This is a genomic window from Halorussus ruber (assembly GCF_004765785.1).
GTDB lineage: Archaea > Halobacteriota > Halobacteria > Halobacteriales > Haladaptataceae > Halorussus > Halorussus ruber.
This window is the reverse complement of the sequence record NZ_SBIT01000001.1, coordinates 360,483-376,570: the sequence shown is the minus strand read 5'-3', so window position 1 is coordinate 376,570 and position 16,088 is coordinate 360,483. Positions and strand designations below refer to the sequence as shown.

At 62.1% G+C, this 16,088-nt stretch carries 18 protein-coding genes and 1 tRNA gene; 9 read left to right on the top strand and 10 right to left on the bottom strand.

All coding sequences use genetic code 11. The features are described 5' to 3' along the window. Positions 1 to 86: 86 nt before the first annotated feature. The 3 genes from EPL01_RS06450 to EPL01_RS06440 all read right to left on the bottom strand — a co-directional run bounded on the left by EPL01_RS06450 (position 87) and on the right by EPL01_RS06440 (position 2,283). A complete protein-coding gene (locus EPL01_RS06450) occupies positions 87 to 887 on the bottom strand; it encodes a M14 family metallopeptidase (RefSeq protein ID WP_135824426.1) in 801 nt (266 codons plus the stop codon). A 43-nt stretch (positions 888 to 930) separates the two neighbouring features. Further along, complete coding sequence (locus EPL01_RS21985) at positions 931 to 1,626, bottom strand: DUF7344 domain-containing protein (protein WP_210424082.1); 696 nt, start codon at positions 1,624 to 1,626, stop codon at positions 931 to 933. Positions 1,627 to 1,797: 171 nt separating this feature from the next. Continuing rightward, positions 1,798 to 2,283, bottom strand: coding sequence for a DUF309 domain-containing protein (locus tag EPL01_RS06440; RefSeq protein ID WP_135824425.1), 486 nt, complete (start codon positions 2,281 to 2,283; stop codon positions 1,798 to 1,800). Positions 2,284 to 2,430: 147 nt separating this feature from the next. Here EPL01_RS06440 and EPL01_RS06435 point away from each other — a divergent pair, with 147 nt between their 5' ends. The 3 genes from EPL01_RS06435 to EPL01_RS06425 all read left to right on the top strand — a co-directional run bounded on the left by EPL01_RS06435 (position 2,431) and on the right by EPL01_RS06425 (position 4,443). Further along, complete coding sequence (locus tag EPL01_RS06435; protein ID WP_210424081.1) at positions 2,431 to 3,279, top strand: helix-turn-helix domain-containing protein; 849 nt, start codon at positions 2,431 to 2,433, stop codon at positions 3,277 to 3,279. After that, positions 3,267 to 3,455 (top strand): HalOD1 output domain-containing protein, encoded by a 189-nt coding sequence (locus tag EPL01_RS06430; protein ID WP_246045640.1) that lies wholly within the window; start codon positions 3,267 to 3,269, stop codon positions 3,453 to 3,455. The genes EPL01_RS06435 and EPL01_RS06430 overlap by 13 nt, the downstream gene beginning before the upstream one ends. A gap of 208 nt (positions 3,456 to 3,663) precedes the next feature. Next, positions 3,664 to 4,443: a PHP domain-containing protein gene (locus EPL01_RS06425; protein ID WP_246045639.1), complete on the top strand. Its 780-nt coding sequence runs from the start codon at positions 3,664 to 3,666 to the stop codon at positions 4,441 to 4,443. Between the two features lie 19 nt (positions 4,444 to 4,462). On the opposite strand, the gene EPL01_RS06420 is transcribed toward EPL01_RS06425, so the two are convergent. After that, positions 4,463 to 4,966 (bottom strand): hypothetical protein, encoded by a 504-nt coding sequence (locus EPL01_RS06420; protein ID WP_168215830.1) that lies wholly within the window; start codon positions 4,964 to 4,966, stop codon positions 4,463 to 4,465. A 117-nt stretch (positions 4,967 to 5,083) separates the two neighbouring features. Between EPL01_RS06420 and EPL01_RS06415 the strand changes: the two genes are divergently transcribed. Both EPL01_RS06415 and EPL01_RS06410 read left to right on the top strand, forming a co-directional pair. Next, a complete protein-coding gene (locus tag EPL01_RS06415) occupies positions 5,084 to 5,701 on the top strand; it encodes a TetR/AcrR family transcriptional regulator (RefSeq protein ID WP_246045638.1) in 618 nt (205 codons plus the stop codon). Then, positions 5,698 to 7,119 carry an MATE family efflux transporter gene (locus EPL01_RS06410; protein WP_135824421.1) on the top strand — a complete coding sequence of 474 codons (1,422 nt, stop codon included), beginning with the start codon at positions 5,698 to 5,700 and terminating at the stop codon, positions 7,117 to 7,119. The genes EPL01_RS06415 and EPL01_RS06410 overlap by 4 nt, the downstream gene beginning before the upstream one ends. A gap of 6 nt (positions 7,120 to 7,125) precedes the next feature. Here EPL01_RS06410 and EPL01_RS06405 read toward each other — a convergent pair whose 3' ends face one another. Together EPL01_RS06405 and EPL01_RS06400 are read right to left on the bottom strand one after the other, a co-directional pair. Next, a complete protein-coding gene (locus EPL01_RS06405) occupies positions 7,126 to 7,374 on the bottom strand; it encodes a hypothetical protein (protein ID WP_135824420.1) in 249 nt (82 codons plus the stop codon). A gap of 668 nt (positions 7,375 to 8,042) precedes the next feature. Next, positions 8,043 to 8,127 (bottom strand) — tRNA-Leu (locus EPL01_RS06400). Positions 8,128 to 8,744: 617 nt separating this feature from the next. Between EPL01_RS06400 and EPL01_RS06395 the strand changes: the two genes are divergently transcribed. Next, entirely contained in the window at positions 8,745 to 9,476 is a 732-nt protein-coding gene (locus EPL01_RS06395) for a hypothetical protein (protein ID WP_135824419.1), read from the top strand. Between the two features lie 417 nt (positions 9,477 to 9,893). On the opposite strand, the gene EPL01_RS06390 is transcribed toward EPL01_RS06395, so the two are convergent. Then, positions 9,894 to 11,216 (bottom strand): RNA-guided endonuclease InsQ/TnpB family protein, encoded by a 1,323-nt coding sequence (locus tag EPL01_RS06390; protein ID WP_135824418.1) that lies wholly within the window; start codon positions 11,214 to 11,216, stop codon positions 9,894 to 9,896. A 330-nt stretch (positions 11,217 to 11,546) separates the two neighbouring features. Between EPL01_RS06390 and EPL01_RS06385 the strand changes: the two genes are divergently transcribed. The 3 genes from EPL01_RS06385 (at position 11,547) to EPL01_RS06375 (ending at position 14,074) form a co-directional block, all read left to right on the top strand. Next, positions 11,547 to 12,341, top strand: a complete 795-nt coding sequence (locus EPL01_RS06385; RefSeq protein ID WP_135824417.1) for an inositol monophosphatase family protein — start codon at positions 11,547 to 11,549, stop codon at positions 12,339 to 12,341. A gap of 74 nt (positions 12,342 to 12,415) precedes the next feature. Continuing rightward, positions 12,416 to 12,880, top strand: a complete 465-nt coding sequence (locus EPL01_RS06380) for an Lrp/AsnC family transcriptional regulator (RefSeq protein ID WP_135824416.1) — start codon at positions 12,416 to 12,418, stop codon at positions 12,878 to 12,880. Positions 12,881 to 12,946: 66 nt separating this feature from the next. Then, positions 12,947 to 14,074, top strand: coding sequence for a DUF63 family protein (locus EPL01_RS06375; protein ID WP_135824415.1), 1,128 nt, complete (start codon positions 12,947 to 12,949; stop codon positions 14,072 to 14,074). 44 nt (positions 14,075 to 14,118) lie between these two features. On the opposite strand, the gene EPL01_RS06370 is transcribed toward EPL01_RS06375, so the two are convergent. The 3 genes from EPL01_RS06370 to EPL01_RS06360 form a co-directional block, all read right to left on the bottom strand. Beyond that, positions 14,119 to 14,493, bottom strand: coding sequence for a CBS domain-containing protein (locus EPL01_RS06370; RefSeq protein ID WP_168215829.1), 375 nt, complete (start codon positions 14,491 to 14,493; stop codon positions 14,119 to 14,121). A 118-nt stretch (positions 14,494 to 14,611) separates the two neighbouring features. Further along, positions 14,612 to 14,785: a zf-TFIIB domain-containing protein gene (locus tag EPL01_RS06365; RefSeq protein ID WP_135824414.1), complete on the bottom strand. Its 174-nt coding sequence runs from the start codon at positions 14,783 to 14,785 to the stop codon at positions 14,612 to 14,614. Between the two features lie 181 nt (positions 14,786 to 14,966). Further along, positions 14,967 to 15,923, bottom strand: coding sequence for a hypothetical protein (locus tag EPL01_RS06360; protein WP_135824413.1), 957 nt, complete (start codon positions 15,921 to 15,923; stop codon positions 14,967 to 14,969). Positions 15,924 to 16,088 lie beyond the last annotated feature (165 nt).

The window sequence follows — 16,088 nt, the reverse complement described above, 5'->3', positions numbered from 1 at the left end:
GCGCAAGGGATTCCGCCGTCCAGCGCGGGTTTTCGCAGAACCAGTCGGCGCGGCGCTTCGCAGAATCAGTCGGCGCGGCGTCTCGGTTAGCTTTCGAGGACGCCGATGCGCTCGGCCCGATAGCCGAAGACGTTCTCGTAGCCGTAGGCGGACATCAACACCGGGTAGAACGACTCGGCGGCGACTAACTCCTCGCCGTCGGCGGCGGCGAACGCCTCGCCCTCGGTGACTCGCTCGAAGTTCTCGGCGAGTACCTCGTAGTCGTCGGCCTCGGTCTTGGGCACCGGACTGCCGAGCCGATAGACGTCGACCGACTCGCAGTCGTCGCCAGCGACCGGTTCGGCGTCGTCGGCGAGCGCGCCGGTCGCGGTGAGGAAGCCGCAAATCAGGTCGTAGGCGTTCTCGGCGGCCTCCTCGGAGTGCTGGAGGCCGCACTCGGCTTCGACGACGTGGGGGTACTCGATGAGTCGCCCGTCGCTCTCGGCCTCGGTCTCGACCACGACCGAGACCGGGAGGTAGGGGCAGACCGAGCGCGCGACGGCGTCAATCGTATCGACCAGCGCGAACGGTTCGGCGTAGGACTGGGTGGAGTGAAGCGACAGGGTGGTGCAGTCCCGAACCTCGCGGGCCAGCGCGTCGGCGAGCCGACGCTCGTGGGTGTCGGCGTCTGCGTCGCCGGGGAAGGCGCGGTTGAGGTCCTCGTCTACGTACCGAACGTCGCGTTCGAGGGCCTTCTCGTTGGCGACGACGAACTTCACGGGGCGCTCGGCCGCGGGCGACTCGGCGAGCAGTCGCTCGACGGCCCGAACGCCGCACGGCTCGTCGCCGTGGATGGCCGCGACGACTGCGATCTCCGGCGTGCCCTCGCCTAGCTGCTCGATTCGCATCTGACGAAAAAGCGGCAACGCTCCCTTTTGAGCGTTTCGACTCCTATCTGTCGTCGGGGTCCCAGAGCGACCGAAGCGGCGATTCGAGTCGCTTGCCAGCCTCGGTCAGGGCCACGTGGTCGCCGTCCTGGTCGTAGTTCACCAGGTCCGCGGCGGCGAGCTTCGGGACGTGGGTGTGGTACAGCGAGAGGTAGATCTTCAGCACGTCGTCGGGGTCGATGTTCGGGAGCGGCCGGTCGTACTCGGCGACGGCGACCTCGTCGGCGAGGTCCGGAAGCGACAGGTCTTCGTGGCGGACCAGCGTGCGCAGGGCCTGTCGCCGCCGGGAGTCGGCGAGCAACTCGAACAGCCTGTCGGTCGAACTCGGCTGGTCGGCCGATTCCAGCGACTCGACGGTCGAGGCCAGCGAGTCGAACCGGGAATCGGACCGGAAGCGGACGAGACCCCGGTCGGCGTCGTACTCGACCAGTTTCGCGTCCGCGAGCTTCGGCAGATGAGTGTGGTGGAGGGAGGTCAGCAGACGGGCCTCGCTCGCCGAATCGTCGTCCAACTCGTCGGCGAGTCGGTCCGCGAGGTCGTCCACGACGAGCGCGTCGCCGCTCTCGGAGAGGTGCCCGAGCAGAGCCCGACACCGCCGATTGGCGAGCGCGTCGAAAGTCGCGTCGAGCGAGGCGTCGCGCTCGGAACTGTGCGGTCGGGCGTCCGCCGTCGCGTCTCGGAAAGAGTCGGTCGTAGTCATTTAGTAGCCTCCTTTCGGGCGAGGGTCGATGTGCGAGCAGTCGGGGACCACTCTGTGTTAGCTTTCGAGAGTCGAGGTTTATAAGTTGTCGATATTTTTGATTACGCATACGGAACCCGATACAAACTATCGAAGTGGGCGTAAAAGCGAGTGGCAGGGCCGATTTCGAAGCTACTCCAGCGACTCGGCGTAGGCGAAATCCGACTCGTCGGCGACCGGGCGAGTCCCGTCGAGCGTTATCTGCCAGCCGTGGAGTTCGGTCGGGTCGTCCAAGGCCCGAGTCATCGTCTCGCGGACGTCCAGCACGTCCACGCCGTAGTAGTCCCGGGGCACGCCGTGGAGGTACTGGAGGGCGGTGTCGAAGAGGCTCCGCATCCCGCCGTCGTCCTCGAAGTCGAAGTGCTTGTAGGCACCCGCCGCGACCTGCACCATCCCGTGGAGGAACTTCGATTCGGTGGTCCCGCTCCCGTAGTTGTACCATTCTGCTTCAAAACAATCGTGGGATTCGTGGAACTCCGCGGCGTTGAACAGCCGAATCCCGTGGGCGGTGGCTCTCCGGAGCGTGTCGTGTTCCCACCGACCCTCGGCGGGGAGCCACCCGGTCGGGGTTCCCCTCCTCGGCGGGCCGACCGACTCGTCGCGGGTGTGTTCGTCCATGCCCGGAACGTCGGCCCACAGTCGGGTAACGTCGTCGGTGGCGACCAGTCACGAGCCGAGAATTCGCAAGCATCAGAGGAGGCCAGCCGAGATGCTTACTTACGAGAGGCATCTTTATGCTACGTCCAAGTATCCGCTACGAGTTCGGTGGTCGAGTTCGCGGTCAGTTCGCCGGTACTTCGGGACGCGAGGGACGCGGTGCCCGACATGGAGTTCGAGACCGAGGACGTGCGTCAGACCTCCGAGGAGGGCCAGAAGTACGTCTTCTGGGCGAGCGGCGACGACTTCGACGCCTTCGAGGCGGCCCTCGACGAGGAGCCGACCGCGGCCGACTACAACCTCCTCGTGAATCTCTGCGACCGGCGGCTCTACCGGGTGACGCTCTCTCCGGCGGCCCCCGAGCGGACGACCCACGAGACCGCCGCGAGGTACGACATCACGTTTCTCGACGTGACCGCCGACGCCACCGAGTCACAGATTCGAGCGCGAGTACCCGACAGAGAGGCGCTGTTGGCCTACCGGGACGCCTTCCGCGAGAACAATCTCCCCTTCCGACTCATCGGAATTTACGACCGGGCGGGAGAGAACGCCGACGCCGACCAGTTCGGCATCACGGCCCCGCAACGCGAAGCACTCGTCCGTGCGCTGGAGGCGGGATACTTCGACGTACCGCGCCGAATCACGTTGGCGAAACTGGCCGCGGACCTCGGCATCTCCGACCAAGCCCTCTCGGCGCGACTCCGGCGCGGACAGACGAATCTGGTTCAGAACGCGCTCGACGGCGAGAGCGACGCCGACGCTGGTACTGAAAGGGTTGGCCCTCCAACGAAGAGCGATTCACGTCGGGCCTCCATTGCTAACGCATGGCAAAGGCCAGCGACCGGGGGAGTGCGTCAAACCGCGAAGTCAGGTACCAACCGATTCCCGACCAAACGCCGAGCGAGGCCGTCGTCGCGGCCGTCGCCGCGCTGTCGGGAGCGTCGGTGTCCGGCATGAACGACCCGACTGTACTTCCGCCGCTCTACGAGGTAGTAGACACCGACGCCCTGAACGCGCTGTTCGAGCGGGCCTGGGACAGCGGCGAGTCGGACGTTTCGGTCACGTTCCGATACGCGGGGTGCGTCGTGACCGTCGAGGGAATGGGACGAGTGGTGGTCCGGAAGACCGCGTGAGAAATGAGAAATCAATCTAAACACATCCACATATATTTATAAGACGTGTTATTATTTCTTTGAAACGTCTATAGAACTGTCTGACCGGTACGGCCACCAACGCGGAGTCGCTCGGACTTCAGCCGGGATGTCACGACGGGTCGATATCGACCCGTCGCCGAGGGACGCCACCCAAACAGATACGCTTCCAGAGAGTGAAGCAGTAGGCGTGCCCGTCGCCCACGACTACCACGTCCACACGAACTACTCGGACGGCGAGGTGATGCCGTCGATGGTCGCCGCCGCCGAGGAGGCAGGCCTGCGCGCGGTGGGGTTCGCGGACCACTGCAACGTCGCCGCGCGCGACGAACTCCTCCGGGCCAAGCGCGAGTTCGGCTTCAACCTCGACCAGACCTATCCCCTCCGGCGCGAGGCCATCGAGTCGATGCGCGAACAGGCAGACGTTCGCATCTTCGACGCGGTGGAACTCGACTACGACCCGCGCGACGAGGAGGACATCGCTGCCCTCCTCGACGAGGCGGACTTCGACTACGCCATCGGGAGCGTTCACCGCGTGGACGGCGTCAACGTCCAGAGCAGTCGCCCCTTCGCCGACATGTCCGAGCGCGAGCGCCGCGAACTCGTGGACGACTACTACGAGCGACTCGCCGACCTCGTGGCGTCGGAGCTGTTCGACATCGCGGCCCACCCGGACCTCGTGGAGCGCACCCCCGAACTCCGGGGGTACACCACGCCCGACCACCACGCGATGGTCGCCGACGCCTTCCGGAACTCCCGAACCGTCCCCGAAATCAACGCCGGGCGCGTGCGCCGGAACTACGGCGAGTTCCACCCCGCGAGCGACTTCCGGGCGACCCTCCGCGAGCGCGGCGTCCGGTTCGTCGCGGGGTCCGACTCCCACGAACCCGCCGAGGTGAAACGGCGGAAGGGCGAACTGGACGACCACTTCGCGGGGCGGGAGGCGAAGCCGGTCCGGTTGTTCGACTGAGTTGAGTTCACTACTAATTCTATAGGTACTGCAAGCCGACGGAGACGAGAACAGAGATCATGGAAATAGCGACCGCAACGACCGAGAGTGTAAGTCCCATCCGAGTCGTTGCGGCATTCTGTTTCTCTGTAAGGGTCCTCCGAGTACGCGCAAGTTCGTCAACAGTTGAATTCAGTTGCTTAGTGATTTTTGGCCTTGATCGGCTAAAATCGTTTTCCGCCTCTGCAAATCCAGTATCTACCCGCTCAAAACGATGCGGTTCACCATGGATGACTGCTTCCCTGGCCTCAATCGAATCATCCAATATTCCTACATAAGATAACTCGTGCGTTTTTAAAGTACGCCATTTTTTGAATCCTGTTAATCCAAGGTCTTCTGAGGAAATCTCGTGGCGCAAATCAATCGCCTCGCTATCCATCTGAAGAAGGTGTGCATAGAACTCAATAACAGCATCATGCGGCGTATAATTTTTCTCGCTTAAACGCGATTGCGCTCTGTTTGTAGGAAGTTCGTTAACCATCATCGGAGAATTTTCCTCACTAATAAAGAGTTTGTATAGATGGAAATTGTGGCTTGTAGAGTAATCATCAGGCTCCGCTTTCCGAACCCTTTTGACTGACCGGTCAGTTAGTTTCTGGTAGTGACTGCGAGCCAGACTGACGAGACTACCGAAGATATGATGCAGGCGACCTACTGCGCGCTCTGCGAACACGGCTACGCGGAGGTGACGATGCAGGACATCGCCGACCGGACCGACGCGAGCAAGTCGTCGCTCCACTACCACTACGACACCAAACACGACCTCCTGCTGGCCTTCTTAGACCACCTCTTCGAGTCGTTCGCCGACCGATTCGGGGCCGACGAGGAGGGCGACCCCCTCGACCGACTCGCCGCGGTCGTGGACGAGGCCTTAGACGAGGCCGACGACGAGGACCGCCGGGACTTCCGGACCGCGATGCTCGAAATCAAGGCCCAAGCGCCCTACGACGAACAGTTCCGCAAACGCCTCGCCGAGTTCGACAACCACATCCGCGAGTGCATTCGGGGTATCGTCGCCGACGGCGTGGAGTCGGGCGTCTTTCGGGCGGACGCCAACCCCGAGGAGGTCGCGGAGTTCTTCGCAACCGTCTTCGACGGGGCGCACACCCGCGCCATCTCGACCGACGAACCCCTCTCGGGGGCGCGGCGCTCGCTGGCGGAGTACGTCGAGCGCGACTTGCTGGCCGAGGACGTAGACCGGGAGGTCGAGTTCGAATGAGCGTCCGCGAGCGACTCGGAAGCCTGTTCAAAGACCAGTCGCAGTTGGACCTGACCGACGGGTCGGTCGGATGGCCGCTGTTCTACCTCTCGCTGCCCATCGTCATCACGAACCTGCTCCAGACCGCCTACAACCTCGCTGACACCTTCTGGCTCGGCCAGTACTCCACGAAGGCGCTGGCGGCGATCAGCTTCGCCTTCCCGATGGTGTTCCTGCTCATCTCGCTCGGGATGGGTCTGTCGGTGGCGGGGTCGATTCTGGTCGCCCAGCACACCGGGGCCGAGGAACCCGAGAAGGCCGAGTACGCCGCGTCTCAGACCGTTACCTTCTCGCTCCTCGCGTCGGTCGTGCTGGGCGTCATCGGCTACACCTTCGTCGGCGATTTCCTCGCGTTTCTGGGGGCCTCGCCCGACGTGCTGTGGCGCGCCGAGTCGTACATGCAGGTCATCTCGCTCGGCATCGCGTTCATGTTCGGCTTCTTCGTGTTCGTCTCGCTGATGCGAGGCTACGGCGACACCGTGACGCCGATGGTGGTGATGTTCGGAACCGTCGTGGTGAACGTGATTCTCGACCCCTTCCTCATCTTCGGCTGGGGACCGTTCCCCACGCTCGGCATCGAGGGCGCGGCCGTCGCCACCATCTTCTCTCGGGCGCTGGCGATGGTGGTCGGTCTGGGCATCATGCTGCAGGGCGAGCGAGGCGTCCAGATTCACCTCTCGCAGATGCGCCCGGACCTCGACTACTTCAAGAAACTCCTCGCTATCGGCGTTCCGGCCTCCATCGAGGGGACCGGCCGGGCGCTCTCGGTCAACCTGCTGATGTACGTCGTCGGCCTGTTTCCCTACACCGTGGTCGCGGCGTTCGGCATCGGCGTGCGAGTGTTCTCGGTCATCTTCCTGCCCGCCATCGCGGTGGCCCGCGGCGTCGAGACCATGTCGGGCCAGAACATCGGCGCGGGCAAACCGGACCGGGCGGCGCGCGCCAACGACTTCGCCGCCAAAATCATGTTCGTCGTGCTGGCCGCGATGGGCGTCCTCATCTGGTTCGGGGCCGAACCCATCGTCTCGGTGTTCACCGACGAGACCGAAGTCATCGACATCGGCGCGACCTTCCTCCGGTACGTCGCGCCCACCTTCGGCTTCATCGGCGTGATGCGAGCCTACACCGGCGGGTTCCGCGGCGCTGGCAAGACGATGGTCGCGGCGGCCATCGCCATCCTGATGCTCGGCATCGTCCGCCTGCCTGTCGCGTGGTACAACACCCAGTACGCCGGGATGGACCAGACCGGCATCTGGTGGGCGTTCGTCGTCTCGAACATCGTCGGCGCTGTCGTCGCCGTCGCGTGGTTCAAGCGCGGGACGTGGCGCGACGCCGACGTTCGGGACGACGAGAAACCGGGCGTTCCCTCGGACGACTGACCGCGGTCAGTCGCCCTCGACTGGGTGTCCGCTCTCGTCCAGAATTTCGAGCGCCCGCGAGAAGGCCTCCTCGCTGGTGTCGAACTCGCCTTCGTGGTTCCACTCGTCGTCAGCCATCGTGTACACGTCGAAGTTCCCGCCGCGGTACTCGTGGCTCTCGACGTAGAGTTCGCGCTCGACGCTTCCGTCGTCCACGAGTAGCCAGACGCCGATTTCTTTGCCGCCTTCGAGGTCTCTGCGTCGTTCCCAGTGCATAACGGTGTGTTCACAACCTGCACGGGATTAGGTGTTGGTGGCTACGGGACTGCGAGAGCCGGATGGAACGAGGACTTTCGGCGCGTGCTGGCGCGGCGGTTTATCGCCGCGCCATTTCGCGCGAGGGACGAACGACTGAGCAACGCGAAGGAGTGAGGAGGCTGGGGAGGCGTGAGGCACGCGCTCTGTGGGACTTTCCACCGGGGCAAACGCTCGACCGACCAACTGCCGTGGGTGGGATGAAGGGGCCGCCCGGTCGCGTTCAGTTTAGTCGCTCCGCGGCCCCTATCCGAGGCGGGCGGTGTCTCACCGAACGAAGTGAGGTGACGGCTCGGAAGACGCGGTTTGTCTTCCGGTGCTGAGAGCCGAGGATATGCCGCGGAGCGACCGCGAGCGGGCGGGGGCTTCAAGAGGCGTTCACGGTGACGAATCCCCCTCGAATCGGTCGTAATCCAAAGCGACCGGGCGGGGGCTTCAAGAAGCATTCATCACGCTACTTCTGCAGTTCGCGCTCACGGTTGCGTCGAGAAAACCCCAAAGAAGCCACTACCCAAGTAGCGTCGGAGAAGTTTGCGAGGGCCCGCGTGGGCCGTCAGTTTTGCGAGGGAAGAACGCTCCGAAGCGGTCTTCCTGCACTCGTTTGTAACGTGGCAAAGCCACGCTGTGAGTGCGAGGGAAGGGATTCGAACCCTTGGACCCCTACGGGAGCGGATCTTGAGTCCGCCGCCGTTGGCCAGGCTTGGCTACCCTCGCACTTGTTTTGCACCCGCCGTCTTGGGGCGTGATGCGGTCTTTTTGGTTTTGGGATTCGGGTTCCCGTTTGTTCCAAAGGGTTTCGGATATTTAAACCTCTTCGGAATCGGACTAACTCCACTTGCGGTTGGAACGGCTCTGCATCGCTTGTTGTGGTTGTACCAACCTTCGGTATGCGTCAGTAAACACACGCGCCGCGCCCAGACGCGGTCCAAATATACAAATTATTTATATAATACCAGCACCGTGAGTACCGTCTGCTTGCCTGCCTGTTTCGCTGATACAGTTTCACTTTCACTCTGGTCTCAAAAAGGCTTTATGACAACCAACCCAACACGGTAGCGAGAAACAAACTGATTCCGTATAATCTCAAGGTACGGGAGAAGGGGCAAACTATCGAATACGCGGACCTGCTGAATCTCATCTACACAAACACCTTCGAGGACGAATACCGAGAAGACCTGTCAAACGCACCGCAGACATTCATCGAACTCTTCGAGCGGTACTGTGAAGACTGGCAGACTCGTCAAGGTGCCCACGTTGACCAAGACCTCCAAAAAACCCTCCGGGTCAGCGGAGAGGACGGGGAACTGGGGATAGACTACGACCACCACATCGTGGAGGGCATTTTCCGCTACGGCGAGTACGGCCAACGGTATGACATCTACAACACGGAAACCGGAGAATCGGAGTCCGAAGTCATAGACTCTGTTGAAGCTCCAGACACACCCTATTACTTCCTGCTCCACATCCCGGAAGAAGAGCCGCAGGAAGCAATCGTAGTTCTGGAAGAACGGGGTAACATTGGCATAAAAGGCCGGTTCCAAGACGCGCTTCAAAAGAAGCTACCGACGGGCATCTCGCAGGAGATGGGAAGAATCTCCGAAGAAGATGTTTACAGCACAATCCGTAATGCAAGTCGCATCAAGCGGCTTGTAGTCGAAACCACGGAAAGTCCTCACAAACTCGGGGGACGGTTCAACGATGCGTTCTCGCCATCTTCGACTGGAAAGAAGATGACGTACACAGCGACGGATGAAGGAAGCATCAATCTCGATGTAAACGAACTGGAGGACTGGATGGAGAACGATGATAATCCGTTCACGAATGTTGGGGGAGACACCTACACTAAATTCAAACTGACCGTCGAGAGTGCTGGCTCGCAAACAACTGTGGACTTCTTCGACGGAAGCATTGACCTAAGTAGGAACCTTGAAGGGGTTGAGCGAGAAGGAGGCCATCCAATCCCGGCGTTTATGTCGGGCGAGGCACGGCAGTTCGTGAATCAGGAACTCCTACCTGAAGGTGCGGAGACGATACCAACAGATTCCCTGCTACGCGGTAATTAACGGACAACCTGTGGCCGTAAATTCGGACTAATCTTACACCCTGTCGAAGTGCGAATAGGCCCTTTTCGTCGTCAGGATAGTCGTGTAACTGAGCCACTTCGTCACGTCGTACAGGGTGTTTCCTTCCTTTCGATTCAGCATCCGGTACGAGCGGAAAGTCAACTTCGACTAATTGTGAATCAATACTCCGGGTGGACTCGGATTTGAGGTTCCATTCAGTCATGGTTCGAATGGAACCTGAAACCCATGACGAAATAGGGTAGCAGGGCCGTAGCGGTGCGGGCGGTAGCAAAGGCGTTAGCTCGCGCGTCTTGAGTCCGCCGCCGTTGGCCAGGGTTGGTTGCCCCGCTCTTGCTTCCGTCCGGGGTTCGCGCCAGACGTTTTCCCTAATGAGGCGGGTATGTGGACTACCCCTGCCTACTCGGTCGCGCTAACGCGCTCGCTCCTTGAGGCAGGGGCTTCCGTCGAAGGTTCCTCCATATCCGAGAGGCTTATTCGACGTGGGGCGTCCACAGCCCGCTCTACACCCTCCTCGGACTCAAACAAGTCCGAATTGGGCTTACCTGTGGCCTTTCGAGCCATGTTCACCGCACCATTCACGTCGGCATTATAGCGCGTCTTGTCCGACGCTTCGAACAGTCCACGCTCAACACGTTCGCCAACGTAGTCGTCATGGTGTTCGACGGTCTCTTCGTCGTAGAATGAGCATTTCGACGTATGGGCTTCAGGCACTAACTCGAACTCGATACCTCGGGCGTTGAGTTTGTGCTTCAACTTCTGTTTTAACGTGTCGAACGGAATCTGGACGAAATTCTGGTTCGTCCTATCACCGAGGTTCACGTTCTGTTTCCAGCCCTTCCCATCACCAACGTACACGGTCTCGATGCAGTTCTCGATACAGTAGTCAGTGATAGTGCGAACCGTCTTGTTGAGGTAGTCGTTGACGGCGTACCGACGCTTCTGGTGCAGCCGTTCGATACGACGAGTCGTGCCCTCGATACCCTGTTTGTCCTTGATGGACTGGTAGTGGGCGAGTCGTTTGTTGAACCACCGATTTTGAGATTTGAGGTGCCGACCGTCCACGATGAACGAGTGGCCTCGATGGTCAACGCACGTCGCCAGATTGTCCACGCCAAGGTCGATACCCAGCCACGACCCCTCAATCGTCTCGACTTCCTCCACATCCTGTTCGTACAGCACACGGTACTCGAAGTATTGCGCGTCGGCCTTCGGGAGAATCTGGACGCGCTTGATATTCGCGTCTCGCACCTCGTCGTAGGTGAACTGGATTTGGATTTCGGTTAGGTCACAGTCGAACTCGTCGCGGTACGCTCGTGGGATACCGAGCCGAATGTGGTCGTCTTTGACCTGAAACGACTGCGACGGATACTCGAGCGTATAGAACCCGTCTTTCGGTAGGTACGATGGAGGGCTTACGTCGGCGTCGTAGTTGTTCTCGTGCTTTTTCTCTACGAGAGTGAAAAACGACTTGAATCCCCTATCGACCTGTTTCATCGTTTGTTGAGCGACCTGACTCGGAAGTACCTCGTAATTCCAGTTGGTCTTCAACTGATCGTAGGCGTCGTAATAGGTGAGGTACTCGCCGTTGTCGAAGTAGTGCTGGCGCACTTCGTAGAGCGTTTTATTGTAGAGGTTTTTCGAGAGGTGGCTCAGACTCCGCAGTACCTCGTACTCGTCGGCGGATAGCCCACGGAGGTTTTGCTGGAGTGTCTGAACCATTCTATTGACTATTAAGCTGAATTTAGGTTAAATTTTGCGTTTTAGCTCGTTTGATGGTTGATGACGGCGGGCGTATCCCTCGCTACTGGTTCATAGAACGCGAAGCGTTCTAATGTGCGAACGAGAGTTTCGATCTCGTCAACGCTACTCGGCCTTCGGTCTGCGTTGCTCGGTGGGGAAGGATCTTGCCCGCCTAAAATTAGATAAAGACGGCGATAGGAAACGCACTGAAGTAGCACCCTCAGTGTCGACCAGATACGAAGCCCTATGGAACTGAGTCAGAACCAACAAACCGACAACGCTTTTCCCGCGACGGCCCACCACCGAGTCATGACCAAGGACGCCGAGGAGCGCCTCGCGGTCGCCGAGCGCGCCGCGAAGGCGGGGAGCGAAATCGCCGCGCGGAACTTCCGGCAGGGAATCGAAGTCGAGACCAAGTCCGAGAAGACCGACGTCGTGACCGAGGCCGACCGAGAGGCCCAGCGGCGGGTCATCGAGGTCATCCGCGAGGAGTACACCGAGGACGCAATCGTCGGCGAGGAGGAAGACGAGTTGAAGGAGGTTCCCGACGAGGGGCCGGTGTGGGTCATCGACCCCATCGACGGGACGAACAACTTCGTCCGGTCGATTCCGGTGTGGACGACCAGCGTGGCCGCGGTGGTGGACGGCGAACCCGTCGCGGCGGTCAACGACGCCCCCGCGCTCGGTGAGACCTTCCTCGCAGGCCCCGAGGAGACCCGGTTCAACGGCGAGTCCGTCACGGTCAGCGAGCGGACCGACCCCGAGACGTTCACCGTCGCGCCGACGTTCTGGTGGGGGTTCGACCGCCGCGACGAGTACGCCGCGATGTGCAGGGAACTGGTCGAGCGCTTCGCCGACATCCGGCGGTTCGGGTCCGCGCAGATCACCCTCGGCATGGTCGCGGCCGGGTCGCTGGAGGGGGCCGTGACGAACGTGGACCCGAACCCGTGGGACACCGTCGCGGGCGTTCACATGGTCCGGCAGGCGGGCGGCACCGTCACCGACCTCCACGGCGACCCGTGGCGACACGGTTCGGAGAGCCTCGTCGCTTCGAACGGCGAGGCCCACGACGAACTGGTCGAAGCCACGAAACGTGTCGAGTGAGAAGAAACAGAATCACTCGCCGCTGACGAAGAGAATTCTAAGGATATATAGTCTGAAAGAATCTGATGTAGGATATGGAACTCGATGATACTGACCGCGAAATCTTAGAAGCCCTGCAAGAGAACGCGAGGACGCCGTTTAGCGAAATCGCGCGCCGAATCGACATGTCGAGTGCGACGGTTCACGACCGCGTCAACCGGATGGAGGAGGCGGGCGTCATCGAGGGCTACCACGCGAAGGTGGACCCCAAGGCCTTAGACTACGGAATTTCGGCGGTTGTGGGCCTGCAAGTCGAACAGGGCCAAGAGCAGGACACCCTCGGGCGACTCGAAGACATCCCCGGCGTGCAGGAGGTCCACCTCACGACCGGTTCGTGGGACGTTCTCATGCGAGTCTACGCGGAGGACGCCGACAAGCTCCGCGAGCTCATGTTCGAGAATATCGCTCAGATGGATGGCTTCGCCCGCTCGCAGACGATGGTTATTCTCGGGACGCCCTACGAGACCGAGGAACTTCCCATCGAGGACGGAGAAATCTAACTCGGACCCGGGTACGACCGAGGCGAGACCGGAACCGTAAAACCGTCCGGTTCCGCCTTGGCAAACATGGGTACCGCAACCGAGAGTACGGATACCGAACGCCTCTGGGGCGGCGCGATTACGGCGATACTCGTGGCGCTCGTCGGCGGTGCGCTCGTCTTCCCGGAGCGCGTCTACTACGGATTTATTTGGCACTACTTCTGGGGGCCGGTGCTGGCCGACGCCAAGAGCGCTCAGTGTGCGGCCTACGCCGACGGGTCGGTGTCGTACCTCTACGACGCCGCGGCGTGTTCGGCCGCGGCCGAACCGGTCGCTTATCCCGGCTACACGCTGGTCTCTGAGGTCGGGTACGCCATCACGATGCTGTTAGCGCTGCTGGGCGTCGTCTTCATGCTCCGGCGACTCGACGTGGGACAGGACCGCGAGCTGTTCTACGCGCTGTTCCCGTTCATGCTGTTCGGCGGCGCGCTCCGCGTGGTCGAGGACGCCTTCGACGGCCTCTCGCCCGCCGACGCCGCCATCACCTTCCCGTGGAACACGCTCATCATCAGCCCGATCATCTACTTCACGATGTTCGCCATCACGCTGGCGGCGCTGCTAGGGGGCATCTGGCTCAAGCGCTCGGAAATCACCGACACCTACCTGTATCCGCTGGCGGGCGTCGGCACCGCCCTGCTGGCGACCTCCATCGCCTATCTAACCAACCTCGCGTTCACGACCGAGTACGTCGATTTCTTCCCGCAGATTTCGGTCGTGGTGCTGGTTGGCGCGACCCTCGTGACGTGGCTGACGTGGGAGGCGGTCAAGCGCTACGCGCCCGAGGTCAATCAGGGCACCGAGAAGATGGGACTGGTCGTCATCTGGGCGCACTCGGTGGACGGCGTGGCGAACGTCGTCGGCATCGACTGGGCGAAGGAGTTGGGACTGCCCGCAGACCTCGTGCCCAAGCATCCCGTGAACCGCGCGCTCATCGGCGTCGGCGAGCAGTTCCCCGAACCGGTCGTGGACCTCATCGGGACGGCGTGGCCCTTCCTCGTGGTGAAAATCGTGGCCGCGGTGTTCGTCGTCTGGGTGTTCGACGAGGAGATATTCGAGGAGAGTCCGCGCTACGCCATCCTCCTGCTGGTGGCCATCGTCGCGGTCGGCCTCGGTCCCGGCACGCGAGACATGCTCCGGGCGACGTTCGGTATCTGACGGGATTCGATTTTTCTGTTCCGTCTCCGAGCGACGTGCGTCGCCTACGAGAGGTGCGCGGTCACGTCGGTCGAGGAGACCATCCCGACGTAGCCGTCGTCGACGACCGGGAGGTGTTTGATGCCGTAGGTGGTCATCATCGCGGCGACCTCCTCCATGTAGAGGTCGGGCGTGGCGGTCTCGACGTCGGTCGTCATCGCGTCGGATACCTGTAGCTCGGAGGTGTCGCGCCCGTCGGCGACGGCGTCGAGAACGTCCGTACTGCTGATAATCGCTCGCGGCGTGGTCGGAACGACTAACGCGCTGATGTCCTTCTCTCGCATCTGTTGGGCCGCCTCCGTCACGGTCGCGTCCTTCGAGATGGTTTCCAGCGGCGTGGACATCACGTCTTCGACGGTCGGTCTGTCGTTAGAACTCATATCGCTATCAATGGATGCGGACGGTATGGTGGTTTGCCCCGGAATCAGCTCTCGTAGAACAAAATTTTACTTTCTGGAAATCCGATTAAATCGACGCCCCACTCCCCGGACCGGCGTTTCAGGTTCCCAATCGCTCCAACGTCGTCTCCGGGAAGTACCGACCCCCGCAGTTCGGGCACTCCGCGACCTCCAGCGAGTCGAACGAACCGAACCCGAGCCTCTCGGCCGCGACTTCCCGGCGAGTCAGCGACGTCCCGCAGGTCGCACACCCGAGGTCGAACTCGGACGTCATCGGCGTACCCCCCGATAGCGAGCGCTGTTCGAGAATGTCATACGTTAGCGCGTATGACGGTGTTCGACATAAAACCCCTGCTTACGCAAGTCACCGACCGGGGTCCGCTGACTTCGGAGTCATCTCAGTTCGAAAATACAGGTAGGTGATGGAGAAATCTAAGAGAGGAGCAAAGAAGCAATTAGTTGTTCGGGAGCGGAACCGCGGCGGTGAACAGGCGCTCCGCGCCAGCGGTCGTGACGCAGGCGACGAACGCGGTCGTGCCGAGTTTCCCGCCCGCGCCAGCGAACGCCGCTCCGACCGCGACGAAGACGAGGCCGCAGACCGCGCCCGCGAGCGCGACCCGACCCTCGCCGTCGAGGCGCTCCGAGGAGGACATGCCGACGAACGACGCGCAGAACGCCGCCGCGGCCAGCGTCTCGCCGGGGGCAATCGGAATCGCGGGGAAGCCGAGGCCAGCGATGAGACCCACGAGCGCAGAGCCGATGACCGCACCCAGTTCGAGGCGGACGCTCAGGACCACCGCGCCGACCGCGCCCGCGACCGAAACCGGCACGACGAGCGCGGCCTGCGTCCACGAGAGCGCGCTCCCTCCAGCGTAGGTCGCGTCGGTCAGGACCGCCGTGGTCGCACAGCCGAACAGCGCGAGCGTGCCCAACTTGCCGCCGAACCCCGAAAAGGCGCGCTCGGCCGCGACGAACGCGACGCCCGACAGCAGGCCCGCCAGCGCGAGGTAGCTCACCGAGGGGAACAGCGCGGGCGAGGCCATACCCACGAACGACCCGCAGTAGGCCGCGACCGCGATTTCGTCGGCGAGGACGCCCGCCAGCAGGCCGACGAGCGCCGAGGCCACGACCGGCCCGAGTCCGGCGCGAACGCTCAGGAGGTAGGTCACGACCGCCGCGCCGACGACCGCGAGCGCGTCGGCGGCGTCGCTCGGTCCGAGGTCGAGCGCATCCGGCGCGACCAGCGCGCGCTCGTGTTCGGCGACCACCGCGACTCCTCCGGCGAGGGCCAGTCCGACTTCCAGACCGGCGACGGGGACCGAGACGCCGGTCTCGACCAGCGCGCGAGCGAGGAGAGCGGCGGGCGTCACCAGCAGTACGGCGTAGCCAGCGAGACGAGTCGGCGGGTACACGCCCGTGGGTAGTTCGGCGACTCGTGTTGTCGGTTGTGGTTGCGGTAAGGTTCGGAGACGGGTGAGACTTCGATTTAACAGCCCTCGCGCTCAGAACCGCAGGAGCAGACGGGACCGCAATGTCCTCGAAAGCCCTCGCGCGGTTCGCGGTCTCTCAGCGACATA